At 56.3% G+C, this 25,860-nt stretch carries 24 protein-coding genes and 2 pseudogenes; 19 read left to right on the top strand and 7 right to left on the bottom strand.

Features of this window, described 5'->3' with window-relative positions:
* The first annotated feature begins 218 nt into the window (after positions 1-218).
* The 8 genes from AUC60_RS24720 (at position 219) to AUC60_RS24685 (ending at position 8,772) form a co-directional block, all read left to right on the top strand.
* Entirely contained in the window at positions 219-2,252 is a 2,034-nt protein-coding gene (locus tag AUC60_RS24720; RefSeq protein ID WP_087273822.1) for an ABC transporter permease subunit, read from the top strand.
* A gap of 69 nt (positions 2,253-2,321) precedes the next feature.
* Positions 2,322-3,938, top strand: a complete 1,617-nt coding sequence (gene pstA / locus AUC60_RS24715; RefSeq protein WP_193441883.1) for a phosphate ABC transporter permease PstA — start codon at positions 2,322-2,324, stop codon at positions 3,936-3,938.
* 195 nt (positions 3,939-4,133) lie between these two features.
* The gene (gene pstB, locus AUC60_RS24710) at positions 4,134-4,967 is read left to right on the top strand and encodes a phosphate ABC transporter ATP-binding protein PstB (protein ID WP_027901941.1); all 834 of its coding nucleotides are present in this window, start codon (positions 4,134-4,136) and stop codon (positions 4,965-4,967) included.
* 68 nt (positions 4,968-5,035) lie between these two features.
* Positions 5,036-5,797 carry a phosphate signaling complex protein PhoU gene (gene phoU / locus AUC60_RS24705; RefSeq protein WP_087273810.1) on the top strand — a complete coding sequence of 254 codons (762 nt, stop codon included), beginning with the start codon at positions 5,036-5,038 and terminating at the stop codon, positions 5,795-5,797.
* 207 nt (positions 5,798-6,004) lie between these two features.
* Positions 6,005-6,919, top strand: a complete 915-nt coding sequence (locus tag AUC60_RS24700; protein WP_087273808.1) for a response regulator — start codon at positions 6,005-6,007, stop codon at positions 6,917-6,919.
* A gap of 218 nt (positions 6,920-7,137) precedes the next feature.
* The gene (locus AUC60_RS24695) at positions 7,138-8,034 is read left to right on the top strand and encodes a peptidoglycan DD-metalloendopeptidase family protein (RefSeq protein ID WP_087273807.1); all 897 of its coding nucleotides are present in this window, start codon (positions 7,138-7,140) and stop codon (positions 8,032-8,034) included.
* 268 nt (positions 8,035-8,302) lie between these two features.
* Positions 8,303-8,497 (top strand): type II toxin-antitoxin system RelB family antitoxin, encoded by a 195-nt coding sequence (gene relB / locus AUC60_RS24690; protein WP_087273805.1) that lies wholly within the window; start codon positions 8,303-8,305, stop codon positions 8,495-8,497.
* On the top strand, positions 8,497-8,772 hold the full coding sequence (locus AUC60_RS24685; RefSeq protein ID WP_087273804.1) for a type II toxin-antitoxin system RelE/ParE family toxin: 276 nt from the start codon (positions 8,497-8,499) through the stop codon (positions 8,770-8,772). The genes relB and AUC60_RS24685 overlap by 1 nt, the downstream gene beginning before the upstream one ends.
* Before the next feature lie 473 nt (positions 8,773-9,245).
* On the opposite strand, the pseudogene AUC60_RS28220 reads toward AUC60_RS24685, so the two are convergent.
* The 4 genes and pseudogenes from AUC60_RS28220 to phoB form a co-directional block, all read right to left on the bottom strand.
* Positions 9,246-9,540: pseudogene (locus tag AUC60_RS28220) on the bottom strand (helix-turn-helix domain-containing protein); the annotation flags it as partial.
* A gap of 74 nt (positions 9,541-9,614) precedes the next feature.
* Complete coding sequence (locus tag AUC60_RS24675) at positions 9,615-10,955, bottom strand: hemolysin family protein (RefSeq protein ID WP_087273799.1); 1,341 nt, start codon at positions 10,953-10,955, stop codon at positions 9,615-9,617.
* 121 nt (positions 10,956-11,076) lie between these two features.
* Positions 11,077-12,342, bottom strand: a complete 1,266-nt coding sequence (gene phoR / locus AUC60_RS24670) for a phosphate regulon sensor histidine kinase PhoR (RefSeq protein ID WP_238599636.1) — start codon at positions 12,340-12,342, stop codon at positions 11,077-11,079.
* A gap of 126 nt (positions 12,343-12,468) precedes the next feature.
* Positions 12,469-13,158, bottom strand: coding sequence for a phosphate regulon transcriptional regulator PhoB (gene phoB, locus AUC60_RS24665; protein ID WP_027901508.1), 690 nt, complete (start codon positions 13,156-13,158; stop codon positions 12,469-12,471).
* A 183-nt stretch (positions 13,159-13,341) separates the two neighbouring features.
* Between phoB and AUC60_RS24660 the strand changes: the two genes are divergently transcribed.
* Positions 13,342-13,701 (top strand): COG4315 family predicted lipoprotein, encoded by a 360-nt coding sequence (locus AUC60_RS24660; protein WP_405624489.1) that lies wholly within the window; start codon positions 13,342-13,344, stop codon positions 13,699-13,701.
* Between the two features lie 115 nt (positions 13,702-13,816).
* Here AUC60_RS24660 and ubiA read toward each other — a convergent pair whose 3' ends face one another.
* Together ubiA and AUC60_RS24650 are read right to left on the bottom strand one after the other, a co-directional pair.
* On the bottom strand, positions 13,817-14,707 hold the full coding sequence (ubiA, locus tag AUC60_RS24655; protein WP_087273795.1) for a 4-hydroxybenzoate octaprenyltransferase: 891 nt from the start codon (positions 14,705-14,707) through the stop codon (positions 13,817-13,819).
* On the bottom strand, positions 14,707-15,276 hold the full coding sequence (locus AUC60_RS24650; RefSeq protein ID WP_087273794.1) for a chorismate--pyruvate lyase family protein: 570 nt from the start codon (positions 15,274-15,276) through the stop codon (positions 14,707-14,709). Before AUC60_RS24650 ends, ubiA begins: the two co-directional genes overlap by 1 nt.
* Positions 15,277-15,467: 191 nt before the next feature.
* On the opposite strand from AUC60_RS24650, the gene AUC60_RS24645 reads away from it, so the two are divergent.
* The 3 genes from AUC60_RS24645 (at position 15,468) to AUC60_RS24635 (ending at position 17,281) form a co-directional block, all read left to right on the top strand.
* The gene (locus tag AUC60_RS24645; protein ID WP_002555879.1) at positions 15,468-15,635 is read left to right on the top strand and encodes a rubredoxin; all 168 of its coding nucleotides are present in this window, start codon (positions 15,468-15,470) and stop codon (positions 15,633-15,635) included.
* Between the two features lie 33 nt (positions 15,636-15,668).
* Positions 15,669-16,817: an NAD(P)/FAD-dependent oxidoreductase gene (locus AUC60_RS24640; protein WP_087273792.1), complete on the top strand. Its 1,149-nt coding sequence runs from the start codon at positions 15,669-15,671 to the stop codon at positions 16,815-16,817.
* A 188-nt stretch (positions 16,818-17,005) separates the two neighbouring features.
* On the top strand, positions 17,006-17,281 hold the full coding sequence (locus tag AUC60_RS24635; RefSeq protein WP_003213368.1) for an HU family DNA-binding protein: 276 nt from the start codon (positions 17,006-17,008) through the stop codon (positions 17,279-17,281).
* A gap of 115 nt (positions 17,282-17,396) precedes the next feature.
* Here the strand turns inward: AUC60_RS24635 and AUC60_RS24630 are convergent, their stop codons facing one another.
* Complete coding sequence (locus AUC60_RS24630; RefSeq protein WP_405624485.1) at positions 17,397-18,092, bottom strand: OmpW/AlkL family protein; 696 nt, start codon at positions 18,090-18,092, stop codon at positions 17,397-17,399.
* Positions 18,093-18,325: 233 nt separating this feature from the next.
* On the opposite strand from AUC60_RS24630, the gene AUC60_RS24625 reads away from it, so the two are divergent.
* The 7 genes and pseudogenes from AUC60_RS24625 (at position 18,326) to tssD (ending at position 25,836) form a co-directional block, all read left to right on the top strand.
* Positions 18,326-18,994, top strand: a complete 669-nt coding sequence (locus tag AUC60_RS24625; RefSeq protein ID WP_087273790.1) for a hypothetical protein — start codon at positions 18,326-18,328, stop codon at positions 18,992-18,994.
* Positions 18,995-19,444: 450 nt separating this feature from the next.
* A complete protein-coding gene (gene tssB / locus AUC60_RS24620; RefSeq protein ID WP_087273789.1) occupies positions 19,445-19,939 on the top strand; it encodes a type VI secretion system contractile sheath small subunit in 495 nt (164 codons plus the stop codon).
* 41 nt (positions 19,940-19,980) lie between these two features.
* Positions 19,981-21,518, top strand: a pseudogene (gene tssC, locus AUC60_RS24615) (type VI secretion system contractile sheath large subunit).
* A 24-nt stretch (positions 21,519-21,542) separates the two neighbouring features.
* On the top strand, positions 21,543-22,898 hold the full coding sequence (gene tssK, locus AUC60_RS24610; protein ID WP_087273786.1) for a type VI secretion system baseplate subunit TssK: 1,356 nt from the start codon (positions 21,543-21,545) through the stop codon (positions 22,896-22,898).
* Positions 22,895-23,578, top strand: a complete 684-nt coding sequence (tssL, locus tag AUC60_RS24605) for a type VI secretion system protein TssL, short form (RefSeq protein ID WP_087273784.1) — start codon at positions 22,895-22,897, stop codon at positions 23,576-23,578. The genes tssK and tssL overlap by 4 nt, the downstream gene beginning before the upstream one ends.
* A 10-nt stretch (positions 23,579-23,588) precedes the next feature.
* A complete protein-coding gene (locus AUC60_RS24600) occupies positions 23,589-25,328 on the top strand; it encodes an OmpA family protein (protein WP_087273782.1) in 1,740 nt (579 codons plus the stop codon).
* A gap of 16 nt (positions 25,329-25,344) precedes the next feature.
* Positions 25,345-25,836 (top strand): type VI secretion system tube protein TssD, encoded by a 492-nt coding sequence (tssD, locus tag AUC60_RS24595; RefSeq protein ID WP_087273780.1) that lies wholly within the window; start codon positions 25,345-25,347, stop codon positions 25,834-25,836.
* Positions 25,837-25,860 lie beyond the last annotated feature (24 nt).

The following is a 25,860-nucleotide window of genomic DNA, read 5'->3' as shown; positions in this document are numbered from 1 at the left end:
ATTCACCTGCCAAGCGCATTGATTTCAATACGCCTGAGCTGCAACGCAGGCGCCGCATACGCGCTTTCAAGGACCGCCTGACCCGTTGGTACGTCGCCATTGGCGGCCTCGCCGTGCTCGCGGCGATCACCTTGATCTTCTTCTATCTGGCCTATGTCGTTGCACCATTGTTTCAAGGCGCAAGCCTGAACAAGGAAGACGCTCTCAAGCCTGCCTGGCTGAACGATGCGGGCAAGTCGCTGATGCTGACTGTCGAAGAACAGAACCAGGTCGGGATGCGCATTTCCGACAAAGGCGAAGCCGTGTTTTTCGGCATCGCAGACGGCGCAGAAATCAAACGAGTCAGCCTGCCGCTACCTGCGGGCGTGAGCGTGGCTTCTATCGGGCAGGATCAACCCGGTACGCCGCTGATTGCATTGGGCCTGTCCAATGGTCAGGTGTTGGCATTCAGACACAGCTACCTGATCACTTACCCCAATAATCATAAGACCATCACGCCGACGATCACCTGGCCTTACGGCGAAGCGCCGCTGGTGCTGGATGAAGAGGCGCGGGCGGTTGAGCATGTCAGCATCAACGCTAACGGCGAGAAGCTGTTGATTGCGGGCACCACTGGCACCAAGCTGCACGTGCTGTCGCTGGCGCGCGAAGAAAACATGATGACAGGCGAAGTGACCAGCGAGCAAAGCCGCATCGACTTGCCGCAGATGTCTGAGGCAGTCAAAGCCATTTACATCGATCCACGTCAGCAATGGCTGTATGTGATCAACGGCCGCGCTCAGGCCGACGTGTTCAGCCTGCGTGATCGCACGCTCAATGGCCGTTACAAACTGCTTGAAGACGGCAATGCCGAGATCACCGCCAGCACCCAATTGGTTGGCGGCATTTCATTGATTATCGGTAACTCCAAAGGCGGGATGGCCCAGTGGTTCATGGCGCGCGACGTCGATGGCGACCAGCGCTTCATGCACATTCGCGACTTCAAGATGGCCAGTGCGCCGATTACCCAGATCACTGCCGAGCAACGGCGTAAAGGCTTCATCGCGCTGGATGCATCGGGTCAGCTCGGCGTTTTCCATAGCACCGCGCATCGCACTTTGTTGGTCGAGAAGGTCGCTGATGGTTCTGGTATTTTTGCCCTGTCACCGCGTGCGGACCAGATCCTGGTGGAGCAGGGCGGTGCGTTGCGGCCGATGAGCTTGAAGAATCCGCACCCGGAAGTCTCCTGGAGCGCATTGTGGGGCAAGGTCTGGTACGAGAATTACGATGCCCCTCAATACGTTTGGCAGTCGACCGCGTCCAACAGCGATTTCGAGCCCAAGCTGAGCCTGGCACCGTTGACGTACGGCACGCTCAAAGCCGCCTTCTACGCCATGCTGCTGGCTGCGCCTCTGGCGGTTGCCGCCGCGATTTACACCGCCTACTTCATGGCCCCGAGCCTGCGCCGCAAGGTCAAACCGGTGATCGAACTGATGGAAGCCATGCCGACAGTGATTCTCGGCTTCTTCGCCGGTCTGTTTTTGGCACCGTATCTGGAAGGTCATTTGCCGGGTGTGTTCAGCCTGATGTTGCTGACGCCGATCGGCATTCTGCTCGCCGGATTTGCCTGGAGCCGCTTGCCTGACTCGATTCGTTTGCGGGTTCCCGATGGCTGGGAAAGTGCAATCCTGCTGCCGGTGGTGCTGCTGGTGGGCTGGTTCTCGCTGAGCATGAGCCCGCATCTGGAGAACTGGTTCTTCGGCGGTGACATGCGCATGTGGATCTCCCACGACCTGGGCATCACCTATGACCAGCGCAACGCACTGGTCGTCGGCATTGCCATGGGCTTTGCGGTTATCCCGAATATCTACTCGATTGCCGAAGATGCGGTGTTCAGCGTGCCTCGCGGCCTTACGCTGGGTTCGCTGGCACTGGGTGCCACGCCGTGGCAGACCCTGACCCGTGTGGTAATCCTCACTGCAAGCCCGGGGATTTTCTCGGCGCTGATGATCGGCATGGGCCGTGCGGTGGGCGAAACGATGATCGTGCTCATGGCCACTGGCAACACGCCGATTATGGACATGAATCTGTTTGAGGGGATGCGCACTCTGGCGGCCAACGTGGCCGTGGAGATGCCTGAGTCGGAAGTGGGTGGCAGTCATTACCGAGTGTTGTTCCTCGCAGCGCTGGTGCTGCTGATGTTCACCTTCGTGATGAACACCCTCGCAGAGCTGATCCGTCAGCGCCTGCGCAAAAAATACTCGTCTCTCTAAGGAAGGTAGAAGTTCGTGAAACAGAACTCCCTCAAGAGCTGGTTTAAAACAGGCGCCCCGGGCGTCTGGATGAGTGCGGGCGCGGTATCCATTGCGGTCATCATGACGCTGGGTTTGTTGTCGGTAATTGCCGTGCGTGGTCTGGGGCACTTTTGGCCGGCCGATCTGATGTACGCGCAATACGATGTGCCCAATCAGGAAAAACACGTCCTGATTGGCGAAGTCGTCGAGCAAGAGCAAGTCCCTCGCGCCCGCCTCAAGGGTGCGGGTTTGCCTGTGCCGGAAGATGGCCCGGAGTTCATGACACGTGAGCTGGTCAAGGTCGGCAATCGTGACGTCAATCCCAGCGATTTCACCTGGGTCGTTGGCGAATGGATATCCAACCAAAGCCTGCCGCCTGAGCTGATGACCCTTGAGCGTCGCGAGTGGGGTAACTTCTACGGCTATCTGGTCAACGTCAAAGAGGGCGGCAAGGTCGTCGCTGAGGGCGAAGCGGCCTGGCCGACACTGCAAGAGCGCATCAAGCGCGTTGAAGGCCTGGCCCGCGAGCTTTATCAGCTGGAAAAGAAAGACGTTGGCGCGATCAACCACGGCATCGAGCGCCTTCGTCTGCAGGCCCGCAAGCTGGAGCTGGACGGCAAGCTTGATGCGCAGGCCCAGGCCGACATGGCCAGCGAGCGAGCCGAGCTCGACAGTCGCTATAAGGTTATCGAAGAGCGTTTGACCTCACTGCACGAGGCGTTTGATCGCGACAGCCTCACGGCCCGTGATGCCAACGGCAAAGAAGTCGAAATCAGCCTGGGCAAAGTCGTGCATGCCTACCAGCCCAACGCCATGGGCACGATGACCAAGCTGGGTTTTTACTTCAAGAAACTCTGGGAATTCCTCAGCGAAGATCCGCGGGAAGCCAACACCGAGGGCGGGATTTTCCCGGCGATCTTCGGCACGGTGATGATGACCCTGATCATGGCAGTGATCGTCACGCCGTTTGGGGTGCTGGCGGCGGTTTACTTGCGTGAGTACGCCCGGCAAGGCCCGGTGACCCGCTTGATTCGCATTGCCGTGAACAACCTCGCGGGCGTTCCGGCCATTGTTTATGGCGTGTTCGGGTTGGGCTTCTTTGTGTATGTGCTGGGCGGATCTCTGGATCGGCTGTTCTTCCCCGAAGCCTTGCCCGCGCCGACTTTTGGTACGCCGGGCCTGCTCTGGGCGTCGCTGACGCTGGCATTGCTGGCCGTGCCAGTGGTGATCGTGGCGACTGAAGAGGGTCTGGCGCGCATCCCGCGCACTATTCGTGAAGGCTCGCTGGCGCTAGGGGCGACCAAAGCCGAGACGCTGTGGAAGATTGTTCTGCCCATGGCCAGCCCGGCGATGATGACCGGTCTGATTCTGGCCGTGGCCCGTGCCGCCGGTGAAGTGGCGCCGTTGATGCTGGTGGGCGTGGTCAAACTGGCCCCGTCGCTGCCGGTAGACGGCAACTACCCTTACCTGCATCTGGATCAGAAGATCATGCACCTGGGGTTCCATATTTACGACGTGGGCTTCCAGAGTCCCAATGTCGAGGCCGCACGACCGTTGGTATACGCCACGGCGCTGTTGCTGGTGTTAGTGATTGCCTTGCTCAACCTGTCGGCGGTGGCTATTCGTAACCACCTGCGCGAGAAGTACAAGGCGTTCGACAGTTGATTGAAATGAAGAGGTCGCCCAACCACTGGGCTGTAGGAGCTCACGAGCAGCGCGAGGCAGCGATAGCGGCTGGTCTGACACACCGCTTCGCGGCCGTCGTCACCTGCGACTGCTCCTACAGGCCCGATTAGTCAGACAGTCATATTTGTTTGAGAAGGGCGATTCAACAGAATGGTTAGCGTAGGGAGCAATTCCATGCAGCATGAAAACCCGGCACGAGGCATCAACATGTCGGCCCTGGGGCGCAATAAGTCCGGCTTGCATCTGGCTGACGAGACCGTGGCTATCGAAGTGCCGGGTTTGAACCTGTTCTACGGTGACAAGCAGGCATTGTTCGATGTCAGCCTGAATATTCCGAAGCAGCGTGTGACGGCCTTCATTGGTCCGTCCGGCTGCGGCAAGTCGACTTTGTTGCGCACGTTCAACCGCATGAACGATCTGGTCGATGGTTGCAGCGTAAAAGGCGCAATCAATCTGTACGGTCACGATATCTACACCAAAGGTGAAGATGTCGCCGAATTGCGCCGTCGTGTCGGCATGGTGTTTCAGAAGCCCAACCCATTCCCCAAGACCATCTACGAAAACGTGGTGTATGGCTTGCGGATCCAGGGCATCAACAAAAAGCGCGTGCTCGATGAAGCTGTCGAGTGGGCACTCAAGGCCGCAGCGTTGTGGGACGAGGTCAAAGACCGTCTGCATGAATCAGCGCTGGGTCTATCCGGCGGTCAGCAGCAACGTCTGGTGATTGCCCGGACCATCGCCGTGGAGCCGGAAGTCCTGCTGCTCGACGAACCCTGTTCAGCGCTCGATCCGATTTCGACGTTGAAAGTTGAAGAGCTGATCTACGAACTGAAATCCAAATACACCATTGTGATCGTTACCCACAACATGCAGCAGGCGGCACGGGTTTCGGATTACACCGCGTTTATGTACATGGGCAAACTGGTCGAGTTCGGTGACACGGACACGATGTTCACCAACCCGGCTAAAAAACAGACTGAAGATTACATCACCGGTCGTTACGGCTAGGTCCTGCTCAAACCCCTGAAGCACCGCTGCGTTTTCGCACTTAACCGGACGTTCCAAGGACACCAAGCATGATTCATAAAGACAGCCTCACGCATCACATCTCGCAACAGTTCAACGCTGAGCTTGAAGAAGTACGCAGCCATCTGCTCGAAATGGGCGGTCTGGTCGAGAAGCAGGTCAACGATGCCGTGACTGCCTTGATCGAAGCGGACTCCGGTCTGGCCCAGCGCGTTCGTGAAGTCGACGACCGCATCAACCAGATGGAGCGCAACATCGATGAAGAATGCCTGCGCATTCTGGCGCGTCGTCAGCCAGCGGCTTCGGACCTGCGTTTGATCATCAGCATTTCCAAGTCGGTGATCGACCTGGAGCGCATCGGTGATGAATCAACCAAGATCGCCCGTCGCGCCATTCAGCTATGCGAAGAAGGCGAATCACCGCGTGGTTACGTCGAAGTTCGCCATATTGGCGATCAGGTGCGCAACATGGTTCGCGATGCCCTGGATTCGTTTGCTCGCTTCGACGCCGAGCTTGCGCTTTCCGTGGCCCAGTACGACAAAGTCATCGACCGCGAGTACAAGACCGCCTTGCGCGAGCTGGCGACTTACATGATGGAGGATCCGCGCTCGATCTCCCGCGTACTCAACGTGATCTGGGTGCTGCGTTCGCTGGAGCGTATCGGCGACCACGCCCGTAACATTTCCGAGCTGGTCATCTACCTCGTACGTGGAACCGACGTGCGGCACATGGGCCTCAAGCGCATGAAAGAAGAGGTGCAGGGGATCACTAGCGAAAGCGCTAATGTTCCGGACAAATCTGACGATAAGTAAGATTGCCTGCGAAAAAACGCCCAGCTCGCAGCTGGGCGTTTTTGTTCTCGGGCGTGAGAAATTCCAGCCGCCCGCGAATTAAATGTCCTGGCGCCGTCAAACAGGTTGGCCTTTGGCCATCAGCCAGCGCTATGCTTGCCGAAATATAGGGTGTGTTCAGCATCAACGCGGTTCGCCAGCAATGGCGACACACCCGCAGGAGCGTCGATGAGTAAGATCAGTGTTTTGATTGTGGATGACGCGACTTTCATCCGCGATTTGGTTAAGAAAGGTCTGCGCAATTATTTTCCCGGTATTCACACCGAGGACGCCGTCAACGGTCGCAAGGCTCAGGTCACCCTGAACCGCGAAGAGTTTGACCTGATCCTGTGCGACTGGGAAATGCCGGAGATGTCCGGCCTTGAACTGCTGACCTGGTGCCGTGAACAGGACAACTACCTGAAAACCGTTCCCTTCATCATGGTGACCAGCCGTGGCGACAAGGAGAACGTGGTGCAGGCGATTCAGGCTGGCGTGACTGACTTTGTCGGCAAGCCATTCACCAACGAACAGCTGCTGACCAAGGTCAAGAAAGCCTTGGCCAAAGTCGGCAAACTCGACGCCGTGATGTCCACCGCGCCGTCGCGCATGAACTCGCCGCTCAATGACTCGCTGAGTGCACTGACTGGCGGCAAGGCTGAAGTGGTACGTCCTGCCGCAGGCCCTGCTGTGACGGCCGCGCCCGGATTTGGTGGTATTGCCAAAGCTCCGCCAGTCCCGCCGAAAGCCGCTGCGAAAGAACCTGCAGGACGTGGTCAGGGCCAATTGCGCCTGCCGAGCGGCAATCAGAGTTGCGTGATCAAGGCGCTGACCCTGAAAGAAGCATTGCTGGTGGTACGCCGCAGTGAATCCCTGCCGCAGATCCTTGAGCAGGCTGTGCTCGACCTGGAACAGGGCGAGAGCAATGAAGTAGCGCGCCTCAACGGCTACCTCCACGCGATCGTGGCGTTCGAACAGAAGCCGGACAGCGAGTGGCTGCAAGTGACCTTCCGCTTTACCGATCAAGACGCGCAGAAGCTGGACTACATCTCCCGCCTGATCGCCCGCGGCACGGTACAGAAGCACTTCTCGCCGGGAGCTTGATTGCGGCACTCGCAGGACCGGCTTTATCCGGGATGGCAATACTGCCGAATGATGCAGTGAGAGCCCTCTCTCAGTTGAAGCCGGTTCCTCAGGTTGAACGCGTATCCTGGCGCGATTTCCTTGACGGCTACTCTATTGCCGATTGAGACAGCTGAGTCCTCATTCGCAGGAATCACTGTTAGGCTTGCCTCATCTTCTTTACAGCCCAGACCCATCCCATGCTTGAGCGCTTACTGATCCTGTGTGCTCTGTTGCTGGCTGCTCAAACGGCCGGAGCGGTGACGATCTACAAATTCACCGATGCCAACGGCGTGGTCTCGTTTACCGACCGGCCGACGCCGGGGGCTGCCGTGGTGGTGTTCAAGGATCGGATGGTTGAGCACATCGAGCGTCAGGTGCATTTGAGCACCAAGCGCGACAAAGGCGTGGACAGCCTTTATGTCCGCAACGACCTGTATGCGCCGGTAGAAATCGAACTGAAAATCTCTGGCGGGAAGAACGTCCTGGGCGTCGCCGACCAGACCATTCGTCGCACGATACCGGCACGGGGCAATGAGCGCGTCACGGTCCTGAGCCCCAAAGTCGTTGGCAAGGCCATGAGCTACAAAACCAGCCTGCGCTCCATCGTCGGTGATCCGCAGCGCACAAGCCTGGCTTATCGTTATCCGTTGCCGTGGGTCGGCGGTCCGTTTCGTTTGAGTCAGGGGCCTAACGGCAAGTACAGCCACTTCGGCCCCAAAGGCCGTTATGCCATGGACATCGCCATGCCGGAGGGCACGCCGATCATCGCCGCGCGCGGTGGCGTGGTCGTCAAAATTGAAAACGACCAGACCGGCAAAGGTTCGAACCCATCAGGCAATTTCGTGCGCATCCTGCACGACGACGGCACCATGGGCGTGTACCTGCACTTGATGCGCGGCTCGGTCAGCGTCAAGGAAGGTCAGCACGTCGTGGTAGGCAGCGCCCTGGCCCGCTCCGGCAACACCGGCAACAGCAGCGGCCCGCACCTGCACTTCGTCGTCCAGCGCAACGTGGGCCTGGCGCTGGAGTCCATCCCGTACGAGTTTGCACAGCCGGTGCAAAGCCTGCCGAATTTTGCGGTGGGTGGGAATTGAGAGTACTGCACCCCGTAGGACCGGTTTTAGCCGGGAGGGGCCTTCACATTCACCGCATATCTACGTCGCGAATAATGCTCTCCCGGCTTAAGCCGCTCCTACGGGAGTCTCGGTTCATCAACCAATCTTGACTATCTCGGGCAACAAGATTTTCGGGCCTCAGTTCCTCAGAACGAGTCAGCGTAGGCTTTTTCCGATTTTCCAGACGGTCGAGACAGCTTCCAGCGAAAAGGTCTAAACTTCGAGCAGCCCAAAAACGGAGGTCCTCATGAGCGCGCTACTTTCTCCAATTGTGTCAGAGTTCGAAACTCAAGAGCAGGCTGACAGCTATGATCGCTGGTTCCGTGAAAAGGTACAGCGGTCGCTGGATAACCCAGGGTCCGTTGTGCCTCATGATGAGGTGATGGCAAAAATGGACGCTATCATTGAAGCCGCTGAGCGCAAGCGGAGATTGGGTAACTAATGCTGCCAGTTGTTTGGCTGAGTCACGCTATTTCGGATCTTACCGAAATAATCACCTACATATCAGTCGAAGATCCAGACGCAGCGCGCCGTTTAAAAGCTCGGCTTGAGACAGCACCTCTTCCGCTCTCGGAGCACCCCTACCTGTACCCGAATGGCCGAGTTGCTGGTACCCGTGAACTCGTGGCGCATCCGAATTATATTTTGGTCTATCGCATCGCATCCGATCAGATAGAGATTGTGAGCGTGCTGCATTCAAGGCAGGCATACCCGTAACATGCGTAATAGGACGTCAGACTTTTAGGCGCTGCCGGGCTGGCTTCCTCCCGTTCTATTGGTGGACAAGTAATCAATCAGTTTTGTCCACCTCGGACATCAAACTTTCGGGCTTTCCATCTTCCCACGAAGGCAGGCGCCATATGATCCTGCTCTCGCCGTGAAAGCCCGAGGCTTTAGCGATATTCTCTAGTAGCTGACACCGCTAACAGCTTCGTCACCGTCAAGCTGACAGATTTGTTGAGCTTCCGGTAAGCCCCCAGTCGGCGTATACCCCGATCACCGCGGTCATTGTGTATTAGCCCTTATCCGAGTCTGTATCAAGGCTGCCAGTGAATCACTACTGATTGAGCCGCCTTCGCTTTGATCTACAGCTGGATATTCCGTAGGCCTTTCAGCGGTTCGATCTTCGGGAGGTAAGTTTTTTGCTGATGAAGACGCTGGCTCGCTCTTTTTGTGGCGAGGCCTTTTTTCTTCGCTACAAGTAGATTTGCATCTTGCAGGTGTCGCCCGAGTAGGTCCTCGGCAGCGAGTTTGTTTAGGTCGTTTTCTAGTCCAAGGACCTGCATCACTGCTAATAGGTGCCGATTGTACTGCCGGAAGATCCGCGCTCAAGCGCTCGTAGAGTCATTTGAGAGACATTCCGGTACGTTTTGCAGCCTGTCTGGCAGCAATTTTACGTCGTAAGCGGGCGAGCTTCAGGCGCTCGCCAAGATCAGCTAACTGTCTTTCCGTTGCAGGGAGCAACGGTGCTATTTTCATTGCCATGTAAGTATTCCTTCACTCCAAAGCAGAAAGTGAAAAAATACTTGCACTTTGAGCGACGTAACTCAATCGGCGTATCAATCAATCTTGACCACCTTGGCCAACACGATCTTCGGGCCCTTCATCTTTTTGATGATGATCCGCAGCCCTTCGAACTCCATGACTTCCTCGACTTCCGGCACCCGTTTGAGGGTTTCGTAGATCAGGCCTGCCAGGGTTTCGGCTTCCACGTGGTCCAGATCGATGCCCAGCAGGCGTTCGACCTTGAACAGTGGGGTATCGCCGCGCACCAGCAGTTTGCCGGGCTGATAGGCGAGGATGCCGCGCTCTACCTTGCGGTGTTCGTCCTGAATGTCGCCGACCAGCACTTCCAGCACGTCCTCCATGGTCAGGTAACCGATGATCTTGCCGTCGGCTTCCTCCACCAGCGCAAAGTGCGCGCCGCCCTGACGGAACTGCTCAAGCAAGCGCGAGAGCGGCATGTGCTTGGACACCCGCTCAAGCGGACGCGTCAGTTCGGCCAGGTTGAAGGATTCCGGGATGTGGTCCAGTGCCGCCAATTCCAGCAGCAGGTCCTTGATGTGCAGCAGGCCGACAAATTCGCCGCGGTCGGCGTCGTAGACCGGATAACGGCTGAACTTGTGGCGGCGGAACAGGGCGAGGATTTCTTTGAGTGGCGCGTTGAAGTCCAGCGTCACGAGGTCTTCCCGGGAGTTGGCCCAGTCGACCACTTCCAGTTCGCCCATTTCCACGGCGGAAGCCAGTACTCGCATACCCTGATCGCTCGGATCCTGGCCACGGCTGGAGTGCAGAATCAGTTTCAGCTCTTCGCGACTGTAGCTGTGTTCATGATGCGGACCAGGCTCGCCCTGGCCAGCAATACGCAGAATCGCGTTGGCGCTGGCATTGAGCAGGTAAATGGCCGGGTACATCGCCCAGTAGAACAGGTACAGCGGCACCGCCGTCCAGAGCGACAACAGCTCCGGTTTGCGGATCGCCCAGGATTTGGGGGCCAGTTCGCCGATCACGATGTGCAGGTAGGAGATGATGAAAAACGCGGTGAAGAACGACACGCCCTTGATCACTTCCGGAGTGTCTACGCCCAAAGCCGCCAGCAGCGGCTCCAGCAGGTGGGCGAACGCCGGCTCGCCGACCCAGCCCAGACCCAGCGAAGCCAGGGTGATACCCAACTGGCAAGCCGAGAGATAAGCGTCAAGCTGGCTGTGAACGGTGCGCAGGATGTGTCCGCGCCAGCCGTTTTTTTCTGCAATGGCTTCAACCTTGGTCGAGCGCAGTTTGACCATGGCGAACTCTGCCGCAACGAAAAAGCCGTTGAGCAGGACCAGAACCATTGCGAAGAGAATCATGCCGAAGTCGGCGAACAGTGAAGCGAGGTTAAAACCAGGGGAAGGGTCCATGATGGAGTTTTACGGGTTCCGTTTTAGCGAGATAGGTTATTGCCGCACCGAAATCCGGGGGCATAAGTGCCGCAATGTAGCGGCTGAATGCCTGCTTGCCTAGTGGCGGAGGTGTCGCAGCCTAGGCTTGAGCCAGTTGGATGGGTGGGAAATGGCAGGTAAACACGCTGCCTTTGCCTGGAACGCTGTTGATTTCCAGTGTTCCACGGTGGCGCAAGAGCACGTGTTTTACGATCGCCAGACCCAGACCTGTACCGCCAGTATTGGAGGCGCGGCTGGAGTCTACGCGGTAGAAACGCTCGGTCAGACGCGGCAAATGCTTGGTTTCGATGCCGATCCCCGAATCCTGCACGCTCAGGTGCGCGCCTCGCTCGTCGGCCCACCAGCGAATCTGGATTTTGCCTTCGGCGGGGGTGTATTTCACGGCGTTGAAAATCAGGTTGGAAAACGCGCTGCGCAGTTCGGTATCGCTGCCCTTGAGCTGAACATCGGTTTCGATATTCAGGTTGATCTGCTGATTTTTGTTGCCGGACAACGCCTGCGCATCACTGGTGATGGTCTTGAGCAATGTGCTGATGACAATCGGATGGTTATCCGACGGATAGTCCGTCGCTTCGAGCTTGGCCAACAGCAACAGGTCATTGAGCAACGTCTGCATCCGCCCACCTTGCTGATGCATTTGCTGCAAGGCCCGCACCCAGCGCGGGTTCACTTCTTCGACGTTATCCAGCAAGGTTTCCAGATAACCAAAAATTACGGTCAAAGGCGTGCGCAGTTCGTGGGACACGTTGGCGACGAAATCCTTGCGCATCTGTTCCAGTTGATGAATCCGCGTGACGTCGCGCACCAGCATTAAATGTTCGTTGTTGCCGTAACGGGTAATCAGCATCTGAATGCGCACCCGGTCATTGGTCGGCGAAGGAATTTCCAGAGGCTCGGAAAAGCTGCCCTGCTCGAAATACTCCTTAAAGCGCGGGTGACGAACGAGGTTAGTGACCTGCTGACCGCTGTCCTGCGGGGTTTTGAGACCCATCAGGGTTTCTGCGGCGCGGTTCCACCATTCCAGGTTGCCTTCGCTGTCGAGCATGATCACCGCGTCCTTGAGGGCGGCGGTGGATTCCTGCACACGGTCGATTACAGCCTGCAGGCGACCACGTACCCGCTGATCACGGCGTTGCAGGTGGTAGATGCTATCGAAGACCTCACCCCACAGACCGTAGCCATCCGGCGGCGGTTCGTCGGTCTGGTGGTTGCTGAGCCATTCGTGCAGGCGCAAGAGTTGTTTGAGGGTCCAGGCCAGATACAGCCCCAGACCGATGGCCAGGCTCCAGCCATATTCGCCGCTGATCAACCCGACCACGAGGCAGGCCGTCACCAGCAACAGCATGTGGCGGATCAGGGTGCCATGCCAATTTTGATTCAATTAAACGTACATCCATGTCGAGCGCATACCGGGCGGTTGCGCTGCCTGTTTGCGGCTATCTGTTCAAACTGTCTGTTTACGGGCAGATCATCAGCTTTTTGTAGAAAAGCGATAGCCTGTGCCGCGCACGGTTTGTACCAGATTTTCATAAGCATCGCCGAGGGCTTTGCGCAGTCGACGGATGTGCACGTCAACGGTACGTTCTTCGACATAAACATTGCCTCCCCAGACTTGATCCAGCAATTGGCCGCGGGTGTAGGCGCGCTCCTGGTGGGTCATGAAGAACTGCAGCAAACGGTATTCAGTAGGCCCCATCTCGGCAGGTTTACCGTCAATGGTCACACGGTGGCTGATCGGGTCGAGCAGCAGACCGCCAACCTCGATAGGCGCTTCACCATCGGTAGGGCCTGCACGGCGCAGCACAGCCTTGAGGCGTGCGACCAGTTCGCGAGGGGAAAACGGCTTGGTGATGTAATCGTCGGCGCCCACTTCCAGCCCCTGGATCTTGTTGTCCTCTTCACCCTTGGCGGTCAGCATGATGATCGGGATGTCCCCGGTCAGCTCATCGCGTTTGAGGCGTCGGGCCAGTTCGATACCGGAAGTGCCAGGCAGCATCCAGTCGAGCAGGATCAAGTCCGGTTTGCGGTCTACGATGATTGCATGGGCTTGCTGAGAGTTCTCTGCTTCCATGCAGTCATAGCCGGCCATTTCCAATGCAACGGCGATCATTTCGCGAATAGGCGCTTCGTCGTCAACGATCAGAATGCTCCTGCCAACCATGCTTGAACCTCTTGTCATTTAACTGTCTTGGGGCGCATTAGATAACGGAATTATTGCAGTCGTGTGACAGTCAGGGTAGGGGCTAGCATGCCACGTTCTTTAAGGACTAATGTGCAGTCTCATCCGACAACGGTTTCCACATAAGAAGAGGATCTACCGATGTTCAAGATTTCATCGACATTCATGGGCTTGATAGCTGCTGCGGCAATGGCGTCTTCCAGTCTGGTCATGGCTGCTGAACCCGGCATGACAGGGGACAACGGCTACCTCACAGACCACAGCGGTAAAACGCTCTACACCTTCGACAAGGACTCGGTAGGCAAATCCGCTTGTAACGACAAATGCGCAATCAACTGGCCGCCACTTGTGGCTGAAGCCAATACCAAAGCGTCAGGCAAATGGACCCAGATCAAACGCGACGACAAAACCCTGCAATGGGCTTACGACGGCAAGCCGTTGTACTTCTACAAGGATGACAAGAAAGTCGGTGACGTCACTGGCGATGGCAAAGGCGGCGTCTGGCACATCGTCAAACCTAAATAGCACAACACTTCCGTAGGAATTTTCGGAGGTTACGACGGCGCCGATTGCGATGTAACTGACACACCGCCATCGAGACCGTCGTGACCTCCGATTGCTGCTACGTTTCCAGAGTCATTCAACGCAACCCATAATCCGCAACAATCCCGACAAAGATCGCCAACCCAGCCCAATGGTTGTGCAGAAATGCCTTGAAGCAGGCATCGCGGTCGCGATTGCGGGTTGACCAGAATTCCCAGACGAAACATCCCGCCGCCACCAACAGACCCAGGTAGAAATACACCCCCAGCTCAAAACGCGCACCGGCCAGCATCAGGCAACCAAGGGCCAACCCTTGCAGTGTCAGAATGATGATCCGGTCAGCATCGCCAAACAGCACAGCAGTGGATTTCACTCCAATCTTCAGATCGTCTTCACGATCGACCATCGCGTAATAGGTGTCGTACGCCACCGTCCATAACAGGTTAGCGATGTAAAGCAGCCACGCGGCGGCAGGCAGGTTGCCGGTTTCGGCGGTGAACGCCATCGGCATCCCCCATGAAAACGCCGCACCCAGTACCACTTGTGGGTAATAGGTGTAGCGCTTCATGAATGGATAACAGGCTGCTAGCGCCAGGCCGCCGAAGGATAACCAGATGGTTGTCGCGTTAGTCAGCAGTACCAGCAGAAAACTCACCAGCACCAATACCGCAAACAGAACCAGCGCCTCTTTAGAGCTGACTTTGCCACTCACCAGCGGCCGCTGCTCAGTGCGTTTGACGTGACCATCGACCTTGCGGTCGGCGAAGTCATTGATCACACAGCCTGCCGCTCGCATCAGAAACACGCCGACCACAAAAATCACGATATTAAGCAGCGATGGCGAACCTTCACCCGCGATCCACAGCGCCCAGAGCGTCGGCCACAGCAAGAGATAAATGCCAATCGGCTTATCGACACGCATCAACTGGATGAAGTCCCAGATGCGAGGATTCAGGCGATTAAGCGATTTCAGAAGTGTCAGGTACATCAACCATGCTCCGTGGTGCGAATCGCCTGCCAGAGCGTAGGCAGGAAGACCTCGGCAACCAGTATTTTCAATGGGCCCCGGCTAAAGCACGAGCGGCGTCCCCATAAACCTTCGGTGGCGTCTGCTGCCGGTAGCCAGACCGCAGGATAACGACAGACCTGCAACGCGCCGCGATCAAACGCCGGGTCGCAGAACAACAACTCGCCGAGCGAGCGTGTGCCCAATTCATCCATCTGCAAGCCGCTTTCCTGCAGCGCGCTGCGAGCCGCGACACTTCGAGCGAAGACCCACTTTTCGCCATACCCGCGTAAATAAACTTCCCGCGCCCAACCAACGCTCTGTTCAGGCAGACCCAATGCCTGGCACTCATCGTCGCGCAGCGCTTGCCAGCCTTCGAACAGAGGCGTGACACTGAAGTTGTCAGCAGAAAGGGCTGTCAGGCGGCGAGTCAGAGAGTCCTGATGAAACAGCCACTCCAGAACCAAGGGTTCGACGGCGTCTCCAAGCAGCTCGCGTCCAAGCCAGTCAACAGGTACGGAAGAGGATTTTTGCTCAGTCACGGTAAGCATTTATTGAGGCTGATCGGGGCCGCGAGCTTAGCATGATTGCCCCCTTCAGCCGACGACCGGCAAAAGGCTGTAGTGATCTTCGGGGTTGCATGTCGGCGTCGCGGTCAGTACAAAACGCCCTGAGTTCGGCGCAAGCGTGGCACTGACGACCACGTACACCCGAAATAGCCTGAAAATATGAGAGATATACGATGAAAAAGTGGCAATGCATTGTCTGTGGCCTGATTTACAACGAAGCGGACGGCTGGCCGGATGACGGTATCGCGCCGGGCACGCTTTGGCAGGATGTTCCCGAAGATTGGCTATGCCCGGATTGCGGCGTGGGCAAAATGGATTTCGAAATGATCGAAATCGGCTGATCCGGTTTTTTACTCTCTGGTTTGGAAGTACGTATGAACGCACCTGTTGTGATTGTTGGCACTGGCCTGGCGGGCTACAACCTCGCCCGGGAATTTCGCAAGCTCGATGGCGAAACGCCGCTGCTGCTGATCACCGCCGATGACGGGCGTTCCTACTCTAAACCGATGCTCTCCACCGGCTTTGGCAAAAACAAGGAAGCCGATGGCCTGAGCATGGCTGAACCCGGCGCGATGGCCGACCAGCTCAAGGCTGAGGTGCGCACTCACACGCGCATCAGCGGCATTGATCCGGGGCACAAACGCCTATGGATCGGTGAAGAGGCCGTGTATTACCGTGATCTGATCCTCGCCTGGGGTGCAGAAACCATCCGCGTACCGGTTGAAGGCGATGCTAGCGACGCCGTCTTCCCGATTAATGATCTTGAGGATTACGCGCGCTTTCGAGCCGCCGCAGCAGGCAAGCGCCGGGTGTTGATTCTTGGCGTCGGCCTGATTGGCTGCGAGTTCGCCAATGACTTGATTCTGGGGGGCTACGAAATCGATCTGGTCGCGCCTTGTGAGCAAGTAATGCCGACTTTGTTGCCGCCTGCTGCCGCAACTGCCGTGCGTGCCGGCCTGGAAAGCCTCGGTGCGCGCTTCCACCTCGGCCCATTGATGACGCGCTTGCAGCGCACAGCCGATGGCCTTGAAGCACACCTGTCCGATGGGCAGGTCATTGAGTGCGATGTTGTGGTTTCCGCCATCGGCCTGCGCCCACGAGTCGATCTGGCTGCGGCCGCAGGCTTGCAGATCGGTCGTGGCATCATCGTGGACCGAGAGCTGAAAACCTCCCACGCCAATATCTATGCATTGGGCGACTGTGCTGAAGTCGACGGTTTGAACCTGCTGTATGTGATGCCGCTGATGAGCTGCGCTCGCGCCTTGGCGCAAACCCTCGCGGGTACTCCGACAGCGGTCAAATACGGGCCTATGCCGATTACGGTAAAAACCCCGGTTTGCCCACTCGTCGTGTCTCCGCCTCCGCGTGGCAGCGAGGGCGTCTGGAGTGTTGAAGGGCAGGGCGCTGATATCAAAGCTCTGTGTCACGACCCGGCCGGCAACCTCTTGGGTTACGCCCTGACGGGAGCCGCCGTGATGGAAAAACTCGCCCTCAATAAGACGCTTCCAGCGCTATTGGCATAAATACTGGCCGTTCTGTCGGATAAGCCACATTTTTGGCCGCATAAAGGTCGTTGGTCTACTGGCGTCGGCCAGAACAGCATGCCATCCTCATTCCCGTCTGCCGCAACGTAGAGCTGTTGCGGCACCTGACGCCGTTCTGCATGAGCGGTCCGGGACATAAAAACAAAAAACCGTAGAAGAGGCTTCATATGCGTAAACCAGAACTAGCGGCCGCTATTGCTGAAAAAGCGGACCTGACCAAAGAGCAAGCCAATCGCGTTCTCAATGCCGTCCTCGAAGAAATCACTGGTGCTTTGCATCGCAAAGACAGCGTTACCCTGGTCGGCTTCGGCACTTTCCTTCAACGCCATCGCGGCGCACGCACTGGCAAAAACCCACAAACCGGCGAGCCAGTGAAGATCAAGGCCAGCAACACCGTCGCCTTCAAACCGGGTAAATCCCTGAAAGACAGCGTCAACCCCTAGTTACCAGCTGGACGCCTCGGCGGGAGGCGAGCAGTGAAAAAACGGGCACACCAACTCAGGTTGGGTGCCCGTTTTTTGTTGTGTCGCCATTGATGCTTCGCCTTGGTGTGTGATCTCAGAACTTGTAGCCAAGCCCCACCATGTAAACGAACGGATCCACGTCGACATCGACTTTGGCCCTGACGCCAAGATTGGTGTTGCTGACGTAAGCGTCGGTTTCAATGTCGATGTAACGTATCTGCGCGTTAATCATCAGACGGTCAGTGAGCATGTAGTCCGCGCCCACTTGAGCGGCCCAGCCCCAGGAATTGCTAGCGTGAAAGTTATCGAACCCTGCGGCGCTGGCGCTGCTGCCGACACTTTCATCGTAGATCCAGGTGTAGTTAATGCCCGCCCCCACGTAGGGCTGGAAGGCTGACTTATTGTTCAGCGGGTAGTAAATCAGGCTTAACGTCGGCGGCAGATGTTTCAGCGAGCCAAGCTTGCCGTCCGCAATACCACCGGAAGTGCCGCTTATGTTTACGTCGTGCTCAAACGGCGTAGCCGCCAACAACTCAATGCCCAAATGATCAGTGACCATGTAAGCGAAGTTCAGACCCAATTGGGTATCGCTGTTCATGCCTGCCTTGCCACCCAGATCCGTGCCCGCCAGACCTCCGCGATCAACCCGTACGCTGGAACTGCTTTCCCGTGGGTCGACAGTTACTGCACCGGCCCGAACAATAATATCCCCGGCCTCATAGGCCTGGGCCGTCGACACCGCCAGGGTGAACATCAGCACCGGGGTGCCAAGAAGGGTCAGTCTGCGCATATCTCACTCCGCTATTCGAACAACGACCAGCCGCATCGGGCTGTGTCGGGGGGAGGTCCGAGTATCGAGAAGTGACCCTGTATGAACGTCTGCCGGATGGCATAGCATCCTCTCGGATACACACGAAAAACGTTACGAGGTTTGTCCCCCGAAGCGTCTAGGCTGAGAACTTTCGGCAAAAAAACGGGTCGTAGCGTTGTGCCATATCGGCACTTCATATGGAAAACCTAGTGATGACTAGTAAGTCCGCTTTCCTGAGCTCCAAAATCCGATTCGCAGCATTTTTGATGGGTAGCCTTGCCCTGTCACAGGCCCAAGCCGCAGTCGATTTAAGCTCCTACGACGCCACTTCCCAAGACAGCATTGTTGCCAGCCACTACGAGCCAACAGGCGTTTACTCAATACGTAAAACCGACGTCACTCTGGGCGGCTTGCAGCAATTGCAGAAAGAGTCCCGCCAGAACGCCAGCGAGCTGGCCGCCCTCAAGGAAACCGTCAAAGCCCAGACCCGTTTGATCGAAGAACTCAAACGTAACAACGGCACCACCACCCAATCCAGCAACGCTGACGTGTCCGGCCTCAAAAGCAAGATGGACGAGCAAAGCCGCACCATCAGCAAACTGGAAAGCCAGCTCAACGACCTCAAGCGCAGCGCTGGCTCAAGCTCAAGCAGCAACTCAAGCTCCAGTGACGTATCGAGCTTGAAGAGCAAAATCGAAGACCAAAATCGCAGCATTAGCAAACTGGAAAGCAAGCTGAGTGATATCCAGCGCAGTTCGGGTTCGAGCAGCAACTCAAGCTCCGGCGACATCAGCAGCCTTAAACAGGACATCAGCAACCTGCGCAGTAGCGTGGGCAGGCTGGAGAGTCAGGTGAGTAGTTTGAGTAGTAAGGTTAAGTAGTTGTGGTGTGGCAGACGGGGCTTAGGCCCCGTTTGCTTTAGGTATTCGTAGTCATTCAGCCAGTCTTCCCCCCCCCAAGCCGCATCTCTACGACGGCGCCGCAGCGCTCGATAGTTTTAGCCCCCCTTATTTGTCCTCAATGGCCTAGGCCTTGCGATGTGCATGTTTATTAAAATATTCGAATGAAATGTTTTCATAAATTAAAAATGGGGTTGGCTTGTAGGAACTTTCGCTATTTTTGAGGGAATATTCCGAGGCTAACTTTGGTGGGTAGAGTTGTCGGTTTGTATGGATTATCCTCAAGCTCTACGCACATCAACCTATCTGATAACTGACTTCTCGCAGAGGATGGCCGCAACCGCTGCCATTGTCTCCGGCGTGGCGGTGAGAATTAATTTCAGATCTGTTCATTAATTCATGACGATTTTTCTGCGCGGGTCCGGAGGACTTATGGCTTCAAACAGCTTTCAAAATGAAGTGCCCAAAGCACGAGTGAATATTAAGCTCGATTTGCATACCGGTGGCGCGCAGAAGAAGGTGGAATTACCGCTAAAACTTATGATGATGGGGGATTACAGCAATGGTAAAGAGCAGCGTCCTCTATCTGAAAGAAGTAAGGTAAATATCAATAAAAACAACTTTGATAGCGTGCTTGCCGAGTATTCTCCAGCCTTGACACTAGCGGTTGAAAATACCCTTGCAGGTGATAAAACCGATACCTCTGTCGAGTTGAATTTCCAAAGCATGAAGGACTTCGAGCCGGAGCAGGTTGCCCGCCAGATTCCTCAGTTGCGTGCCTTGCTGGCGATGAGAAATTTGCTTCGCGATCTCAAGTCAAATCTGCTCGATAACGCGACTTTCCGACATGAGCTAGAGCTCATTCTCAAGGATGAAGCACTGAGTAACGAGCTCAGAGCGGAGCTGGCCGCACTGGCCTCTGCATAAGATCGTTAGTCTATCTCGGTACGTTAATAGGAAGTTGTAATATGCCTGCAAAACAGTCTTCCGCTCAGTCGAGCGGCGAAGTGGTAGTGTCTGAAGAAAGTCAAAGCGTTTACAGCGCTCTCTTCGCGAAATAAATTTAAATCCTGTATCCGCATTGGGTAATATTGAGTCTTTTCAGACGACGGAATCTCTTGCTGACGCATCCGCCGATATGCGGGTAACTGCTGCCGTCAATGTGTTTTTGAGTTTACTCAAAGATTCATCGCGGAAAGTTGAGCGTCTGGATAAAACTTTGCTGGATGAACACATTGCATCACTTGACGCGCAGATCAGTCGTCAACTGGATGCCGTGATGCACCATGAAGATTTTCAGCGCGTTGAATCAACCTGGCGCGGCGTTAAATCCCTGATAGATCAAACCGATTTCCGGCAAAACGTACGTATTGAGTTGCTGGATATCAGCAAGGACCATCTCGTACAAGATTTTGAAGATGCACCTGAAATTGCCCAAAGCGGCTTGTATGCACATACCTATACCCAGGAATACGACACCCCTGGCGGTGAGCCCATCGCCTCAGCGATCTCCAATTATGAGTTTGATCGCAGCCCTCAGGACATCGCCCTGCTGCGCAATATTTCGAAAGTGGCAGCGGCAGCGCACATGCCTTTTGTGGGGGCAGTAGGTCCAGCCTTCTTTGGGAAAAAATCCATGGAAGAGGTCGCGGCCATCAAGGACATTGCCAACTACTTCGATCGTGCCGAGTACATCAAGTGGAAGGCTTTCCGTGACAGTGATGATTCTCGCTACATCGGTCTGACCATGCCGCGTGTGTTGGGTCGACTGCCTTATGGTCCTGACACCGTCCCTGTGCGGAGCTTCAACTACGTCGAAAGCGTCAAGGGGCCGGATCATGACAAGTATCTCTGGACCAACGCCTCGTTCGCATTCGCTGCAAACATGGTTAAAAGCTTCATCGCAAATGGCTGGTGTGTCCAGATTCGCGGCCCGCAGTCGGGCGGTGCGGTCACCGACCTACCAATCCATTTGTACGATCTGGGCACCGGCAGTCAGGTAAAAATTCCATCTGAAGTGATGATTCCGGAGACGCGCGAATTCGAGTTCGCCAATCTCGGTTTTATTCCACTTTCGTACTACAAGAACCGCGATTACGCGTGCTTCTTCTCAGCCAACTCGACGCAAAAACCTGCGCTGTATGACACGCCTGATGCAACAGCCAACAGCCGCATCAACGCACGCTTGCCATACATCTTCCTGCTATCGCGCATTGCTCATTATCTGAAGCTCATCCAGCGCGAAAACATCGGCACTACCAAGGATCGCCGCGTACTTGAGCTCGAACTGAACAAGTGGGTCGGTGGACTGGTGACCGAAATGAACGATCCCGGTGATGACCTTCAGGCTTCACATCCGCTGCGCGATGCCAAGGTGATAGTAGAGGACATCGACGACAACCCCGGCTTTTTCCGGGTCAAGTTGTACGCCGTGCCGCATTTCCAGGTTGAAGGCATGGACGTCAATTTGTCGCTGGTTTCGCAGATGCCAAAGGCAAAAGCCTGAGTCACTTCGTAGGGAAACGACGTTATGAAAATCGACCGCCCCCTCTGGTTCGCGGGATCACTATTGTCCCCGCAACAGTTCCAGCAACAGGCACGCTGGGAAGCCTGGGCCAATGAATCAATCGCGCATTTGTCGCTGGCACACCCATGGGGTGTTCAGGCTGTGGCCTTCGATCTGGAAGCCCTTCGGCTAGGTAAGCTCAAGGCCACTCAAGTCCGTTTGCGAATGCCGGATGGCACCTTGATCGATACCACCAATGTGGATCGTCTGCCGCCCGCGCTTGAGCTGGCCCGACTGCTCTCTGATGACGACAAGCACGCTATCTTGCTACTGGCATTGCCTTTGGAGCAGGCCAACGGCAACAACTGCTTATTGGAGGGGGGCAGGGCGGATCGGCCTATGCGCTATCGCCAGAGTTGGCGGGACGTCCAGGACTTATACGCTGATGAAGTGCAGTCGGTTGCCATCATGGAGCAGGCGCTAAGCCTGCGCCTTGATAGCGACGAAAATGCTGATTATCTGACTTGTCCGATTGCGCGTCTGGTGCGTGACGGGCAGGGCGCCTGGAGTCTCGACTCGGCTTACGTGCCGCCGTTGCTGAGCTTCTCCGCTCACTTGGGATTGCTGACCCAGCTGGATAATCTGCTGACCCAGCTATCAGCCAAGCGCCTGCGGCTGATGAGCATGCGCCGTGAGAGCAATCAGCGAATGGCCGATTTCGCCGTGGCAGATGTGTCGTTGTTCTGGTTGCTTAATGCTTTGAATACCTACCAGCCCGTATTGGCTGATCTCAAGGCTCACCCGGCTCGACATCCAGAGCAGGTGTATCTGGAGCTGGTCAAATTGGCCGGTGGTCTGCTTACCTTTTCGCTGGATCACGACCTCGACAAGATACCGGCCTATCGGCATGAACAACTGGAGACAGTTTTTCCGCCGTTGCTGAGCATCATTTCCACCTTGCTGGAAGCCAGCTTGCCGTCGCGAGTCATCGCGCTGGAACTGGAAGAGATCGGCGCGAATCGCTGGAAGGTCACGCTCAATGACCCTCGTCTTCGTGAACCTGAGGGCGCCGAGTTTTATTTATCGGTCCGTTGCCGTCTCCCTGCCGCCCAATTGCAAAGTCAGTTCCCTCGCCTGTGCAAGGCCGGTACTCCAGATGACGTTGATCGTCTTATCAATGTCGCTCTCGACGGTATTCCTTTGCTATCCCTCAGCCACGTTCCCGCTGCCATACCTCTGCGGCTGGAGAACCAGTATTTCGCGCTTGATCTGGCCCATCCAAAGGGGCAGGCCATGCTGGCCGAGGGCGTTTGTTCCTTCTACGTTCCGAGCACGCTTGCTGATGTGAAGCTCGAACTTTTTGCGGTGCTGCGCACATGAGCCGGATTACTCCTAAAACACAAACCCTCATCGCGATAGATAGCGATTCGCTGCTACACGACAGCTACTTGCTGGTGGCAGAACTTCGCCAAGGCGGCTCAGTGCAGGGCAGCACGAACTTGGCAGAGCTGTGTACAAAGCAGATCGAAACCGTAAGGGATCGGCTGAAAAGTGCAGGTTACAGTCAGCGCAATATTGACTACATCAGCCATGCACAGTGCGCTTTGCTGGATGAAGCCATCCTCACTTGCGCGAAAGATGAAACACATGCCGACTGGGCTGGCGAGCCTTTGCAGGCCAAGTTCTTCAGTCGCCATCAGGCGGGTGAGTCCCTTTATGAAGACATGCGCGAAGTACTTCGCGAGCCAGCCCCTGACCTAAGTGTGCTGACTGTTTTCCAGCGCGTATTGATGCTTGGCTTTCAGGGTTGCTATGCAGATGCGAATAATCCTGAGCGCATGCAGTTGTTGGCAGCGCTAAATGCCCTTGTCGAACCATTGAAACCCAGCCAGACGCTGCCTACGAAAAGAAACGTTGGTTCTGGTTTACACCTACGAGCTTGGCCTCAATCGCTTATGGGCCATGTATTCGCGTTCTGCGTGCTGCTTGCCGGAGTTTGGTGGGGGCTGGATTACCTGCTGAGTGATCTGATTGCATCGCTCCCGTCTGGTCAGGCGTGAGGGCAGACAGATGACGCTTAAACTGACGCGCGGCCTTTGGCTGTGGGCAAGTGTGCTTGCTCTGGCACTACTCGCCATCATCCCGATGACCACCGGGCTACGGGCATGGGGTGTGTTCGCAATTGCATGCTGCATGATTGTCGCATGGGTCCGTGCCGGACGGCGGGCTGCACGTCAGAGTGATTCACAGGTTCTGGTCGACGCAATGTCTTTGCCTCCAGCAGCCTATCGTCAGCCTGTAATTCTGGTGTGTGGCGATGGCCTTCAGGGCCTTTTTGGTGCCGTTGCTGCTGAGCAATCCGCGCTGCGTGTCACGCGACAGGGCTGTTACATTCGGGTGCCTGATCTCCAGCTGTTATCGGCAGTTGCTAGCAGCGTAATGAGTCTGCGTCCGGGCTGGGGCGGTCAGCTCAGCGTCATGTTTATCGTCAATCCGGGCGAGCATGCCGACAGTCCAGCAATGGCTGGCCGGGTGCGGACTTTCTGTTTCCAGGCAACCTTGGTTCGTAAGCGCGGCATCGCATTGCCGTTGCTCCTTGTCAGTTATGTGCAGGCATCGCAAGGAAGTGGTCCTTGGTTTAGTTGGGAAGCTGGCCAAACCAACCCCAGCGCTCGCGAGCCTGATGCTTGTGTCAGCTTGTGCGGATGGCAGCAGCAAAGCGCTGATTGCGCGACTTACTCCGAGCGCTTACAGACTAGTGTGCAACTCAACAGTATTGCGGGCTGGCTGAGTGCCGAGGTACTGCCACACCTTGTGCCTACTGACGTGCGTAACGCTCTCGGTCTGCCTTTCTCCTGCGCTATTACGTTGGTGTCGCGATTGCCTGAGGCAGCGCCGGGTAGTCTTTGGCATCAATGGCTATGTGACAAGGTGGGACTCACTGACACAAGACCGAATTCGGCTGAAGCGGACACTTCATTGCCGTTTCCTGATCCGTTGCTTCATGCGCTACCCACACATTTCAAGAACACTGCGGTACGTCGCGCGAGTGTTATCGCCGTGTGGCTTTTCGCACTGTTTTGCCTTATCGCCATGGCCAACTCTGCTTGGCAGAACAATCTGTTGCTACGCCAAGTCAGTGATGACCTGCGTCGCTATACGGCTATACCCCAGCCAAGCCGTCAGGATCAGCCCGAGTTTGTAGTGCGTGAAGAGGCTATGGCCGTCCTGCATCAGGACGCCAAACGGTTAAACGATTACTACCGAAACGGCGAGCCCTTGGCGTTAGGTTTTGGACTCTATCGCGGCGAACGCCTTCGGGCGCCAGTGCTCTCGGCCATTGCCAACCATCGCAAGCCGCCAGCGGCTACCCCACCCATTGCGACTGCAAAGCCGGTTCGCCTCGACAGCCTCTCGCTGTTCAGTACCGGCAGTGCCCATCTCAAAGCTGATTCAACCAAGGTATTGATCAATGCACTGGTCGACATCAAGGCACAGCCAGGCTGGTTAATCGTTATCGCCGGGCATACCGATGCCACTGGCAATCCAGAGCACAACTTGCAGTTGTCCCGCGCTCGGGCTGGTGCGGTACGTGACTGGATGCAACGCATGGGCGACATCCCCGACAGCTGCTTTGCGGTTCAGGGCTTTGGCGCTAACCAGCCCATCGCCAGCAATGACACCGAGACGGGGCGCACTTCAAACCGCCGTGTCGATATCCGTTTGGTGCCGGAAGTGGGAGCGTGCATGCCTCTCACTTTGGGGCCAGACAGAAAACCCCTGTCGCAACTCGCGACATTCAATGACTGAGAAAAAGGAGCTTCACATGGCAACTCCCATTTACCTGTGGCTGAAAGATGATGGCGGCGCGGACATCAAAGGTTGTGTGAACGTGCAGAAGCGTGAGGGCAGTATCGAAATCATTGCGCAGAACCACAGCGTGTACATCCCGACCGACAACAACACTGGCAAGTTGACCGGGACGCGTATCCACACTCCGTACAAAATCACCAAGGAAATCGATGCCAGCAGCACGTACTTCCACAAGGCTGTGAGCACTGGCCAGACGCTTAAAAGCGCTGAGTTCAAGTTCTATCGCATCGACGACGCCGGCCAGGAGGTGGAGTACTACAACGTCCTGCTGGACAACGTAAAGGTGGTAGGCGTCGCACCCAAGCTGCATGACATCAAGAATGCAGACATGGAGAAGTACGGTCACCTCGAAGAGATCGAGCTGCGTTACGAAAAGATCACCTGGACCTTTAAAGACGGCAACCTCATCCATTCCGACTCTTGGAACGAACGCCCTAGCGCCTGATGCGAATGAATCGGCAGGCGGGCG

This window comes from Pseudomonas caspiana (assembly GCF_002158995.1).
GTDB classification, from domain to species: Bacteria; Pseudomonadota; Gammaproteobacteria; order Pseudomonadales; family Pseudomonadaceae; genus Aquipseudomonas; species Aquipseudomonas caspiana.
Note: the sequence above shows the minus strand (reverse complement) of the source record. Positions and strands in the feature narration are given on the sequence as shown.

Excerpts from the sequence above, each read along its gene's own strand:
- AUC60_RS24645 (WP_002555879.1), top strand. The coding sequence starts at position 15,468 with ATGAAAAAGTGGCAATGCATTGTCTGTGGCCTGATTTACAACGAAGCG.
- pstA (WP_193441883.1), top strand. The coding sequence starts at position 2,322 with ATGAGTGCGGGCGCGGTATCCATTGCGGTCATCATGACGCTGGGTTTG.
- tssL (WP_087273784.1), top strand. The coding sequence starts at position 22,895 with ATGAGCCGGATTACTCCTAAAACACAAACCCTCATCGCGATAGATAGC.
- pstB (WP_027901941.1), top strand. The coding sequence starts at position 4,134 with ATGCAGCATGAAAACCCGGCACGAGGCATCAACATGTCGGCCCTGGGG.
- tssD (WP_087273780.1), top strand. The coding sequence starts at position 25,345 with ATGGCAACTCCCATTTACCTGTGGCTGAAAGATGATGGCGGCGCGGAC.
- relB (WP_087273805.1), top strand. The coding sequence starts at position 8,303 with ATGAGCGCGCTACTTTCTCCAATTGTGTCAGAGTTCGAAACTCAAGAG.
- phoR (WP_238599636.1), bottom strand. The coding sequence starts at position 12,342 with ATGCTGTTGCTGGTGACGGCCTGCCTCGTGGTCGGGTTGATCAGCGGC.
- AUC60_RS24650 (WP_087273794.1), bottom strand. The coding sequence starts at position 15,276 with ATGCTTACCGTGACTGAGCAAAAATCCTCTTCCGTACCTGTTGACTGG.
- tssK (WP_087273786.1), top strand. The coding sequence starts at position 21,543 with ATGAAAATCGACCGCCCCCTCTGGTTCGCGGGATCACTATTGTCCCCG.
- AUC60_RS24660 (WP_405624489.1), top strand. The coding sequence starts at position 13,342 with ATGGGCTTGATAGCTGCTGCGGCAATGGCGTCTTCCAGTCTGGTCATG.
- ubiA (WP_087273795.1), bottom strand. The coding sequence starts at position 14,707 with ATGTACCTGACACTTCTGAAATCGCTTAATCGCCTGAATCCTCGCATC.
- AUC60_RS24600 (WP_087273782.1), top strand. The coding sequence starts at position 23,589 with ATGACGCTTAAACTGACGCGCGGCCTTTGGCTGTGGGCAAGTGTGCTT.
- AUC60_RS24635 (WP_003213368.1), top strand. The coding sequence starts at position 17,006 with ATGCGTAAACCAGAACTAGCGGCCGCTATTGCTGAAAAAGCGGACCTG.
- AUC60_RS24625 (WP_087273790.1), top strand. The coding sequence starts at position 18,326 with ATGACTAGTAAGTCCGCTTTCCTGAGCTCCAAAATCCGATTCGCAGCA.
- phoU (WP_087273810.1), top strand. The coding sequence starts at position 5,036 with ATGATTCATAAAGACAGCCTCACGCATCACATCTCGCAACAGTTCAAC.
- tssB (WP_087273789.1), top strand. The coding sequence starts at position 19,445 with ATGGCTTCAAACAGCTTTCAAAATGAAGTGCCCAAAGCACGAGTGAAT.
- AUC60_RS24685 (WP_087273804.1), top strand. The coding sequence starts at position 8,497 with ATGCTGCCAGTTGTTTGGCTGAGTCACGCTATTTCGGATCTTACCGAA.
- AUC60_RS24675 (WP_087273799.1), bottom strand. The coding sequence starts at position 10,955 with ATGGACCCTTCCCCTGGTTTTAACCTCGCTTCACTGTTCGCCGACTTC.
- AUC60_RS24695 (WP_087273807.1), top strand. The coding sequence starts at position 7,138 with ATGCTTGAGCGCTTACTGATCCTGTGTGCTCTGTTGCTGGCTGCTCAA.
- AUC60_RS24700 (WP_087273808.1), top strand. The coding sequence starts at position 6,005 with ATGAGTAAGATCAGTGTTTTGATTGTGGATGACGCGACTTTCATCCGC.
- AUC60_RS24630 (WP_405624485.1), bottom strand. The coding sequence starts at position 18,092 with ATGCGCAGACTGACCCTTCTTGGCACCCCGGTGCTGATGTTCACCCTG.
- AUC60_RS24640 (WP_087273792.1), top strand. The coding sequence starts at position 15,669 with ATGAACGCACCTGTTGTGATTGTTGGCACTGGCCTGGCGGGCTACAAC.
- phoB (WP_027901508.1), bottom strand. The coding sequence starts at position 13,158 with ATGGTTGGCAGGAGCATTCTGATCGTTGACGACGAAGCGCCTATTCGC.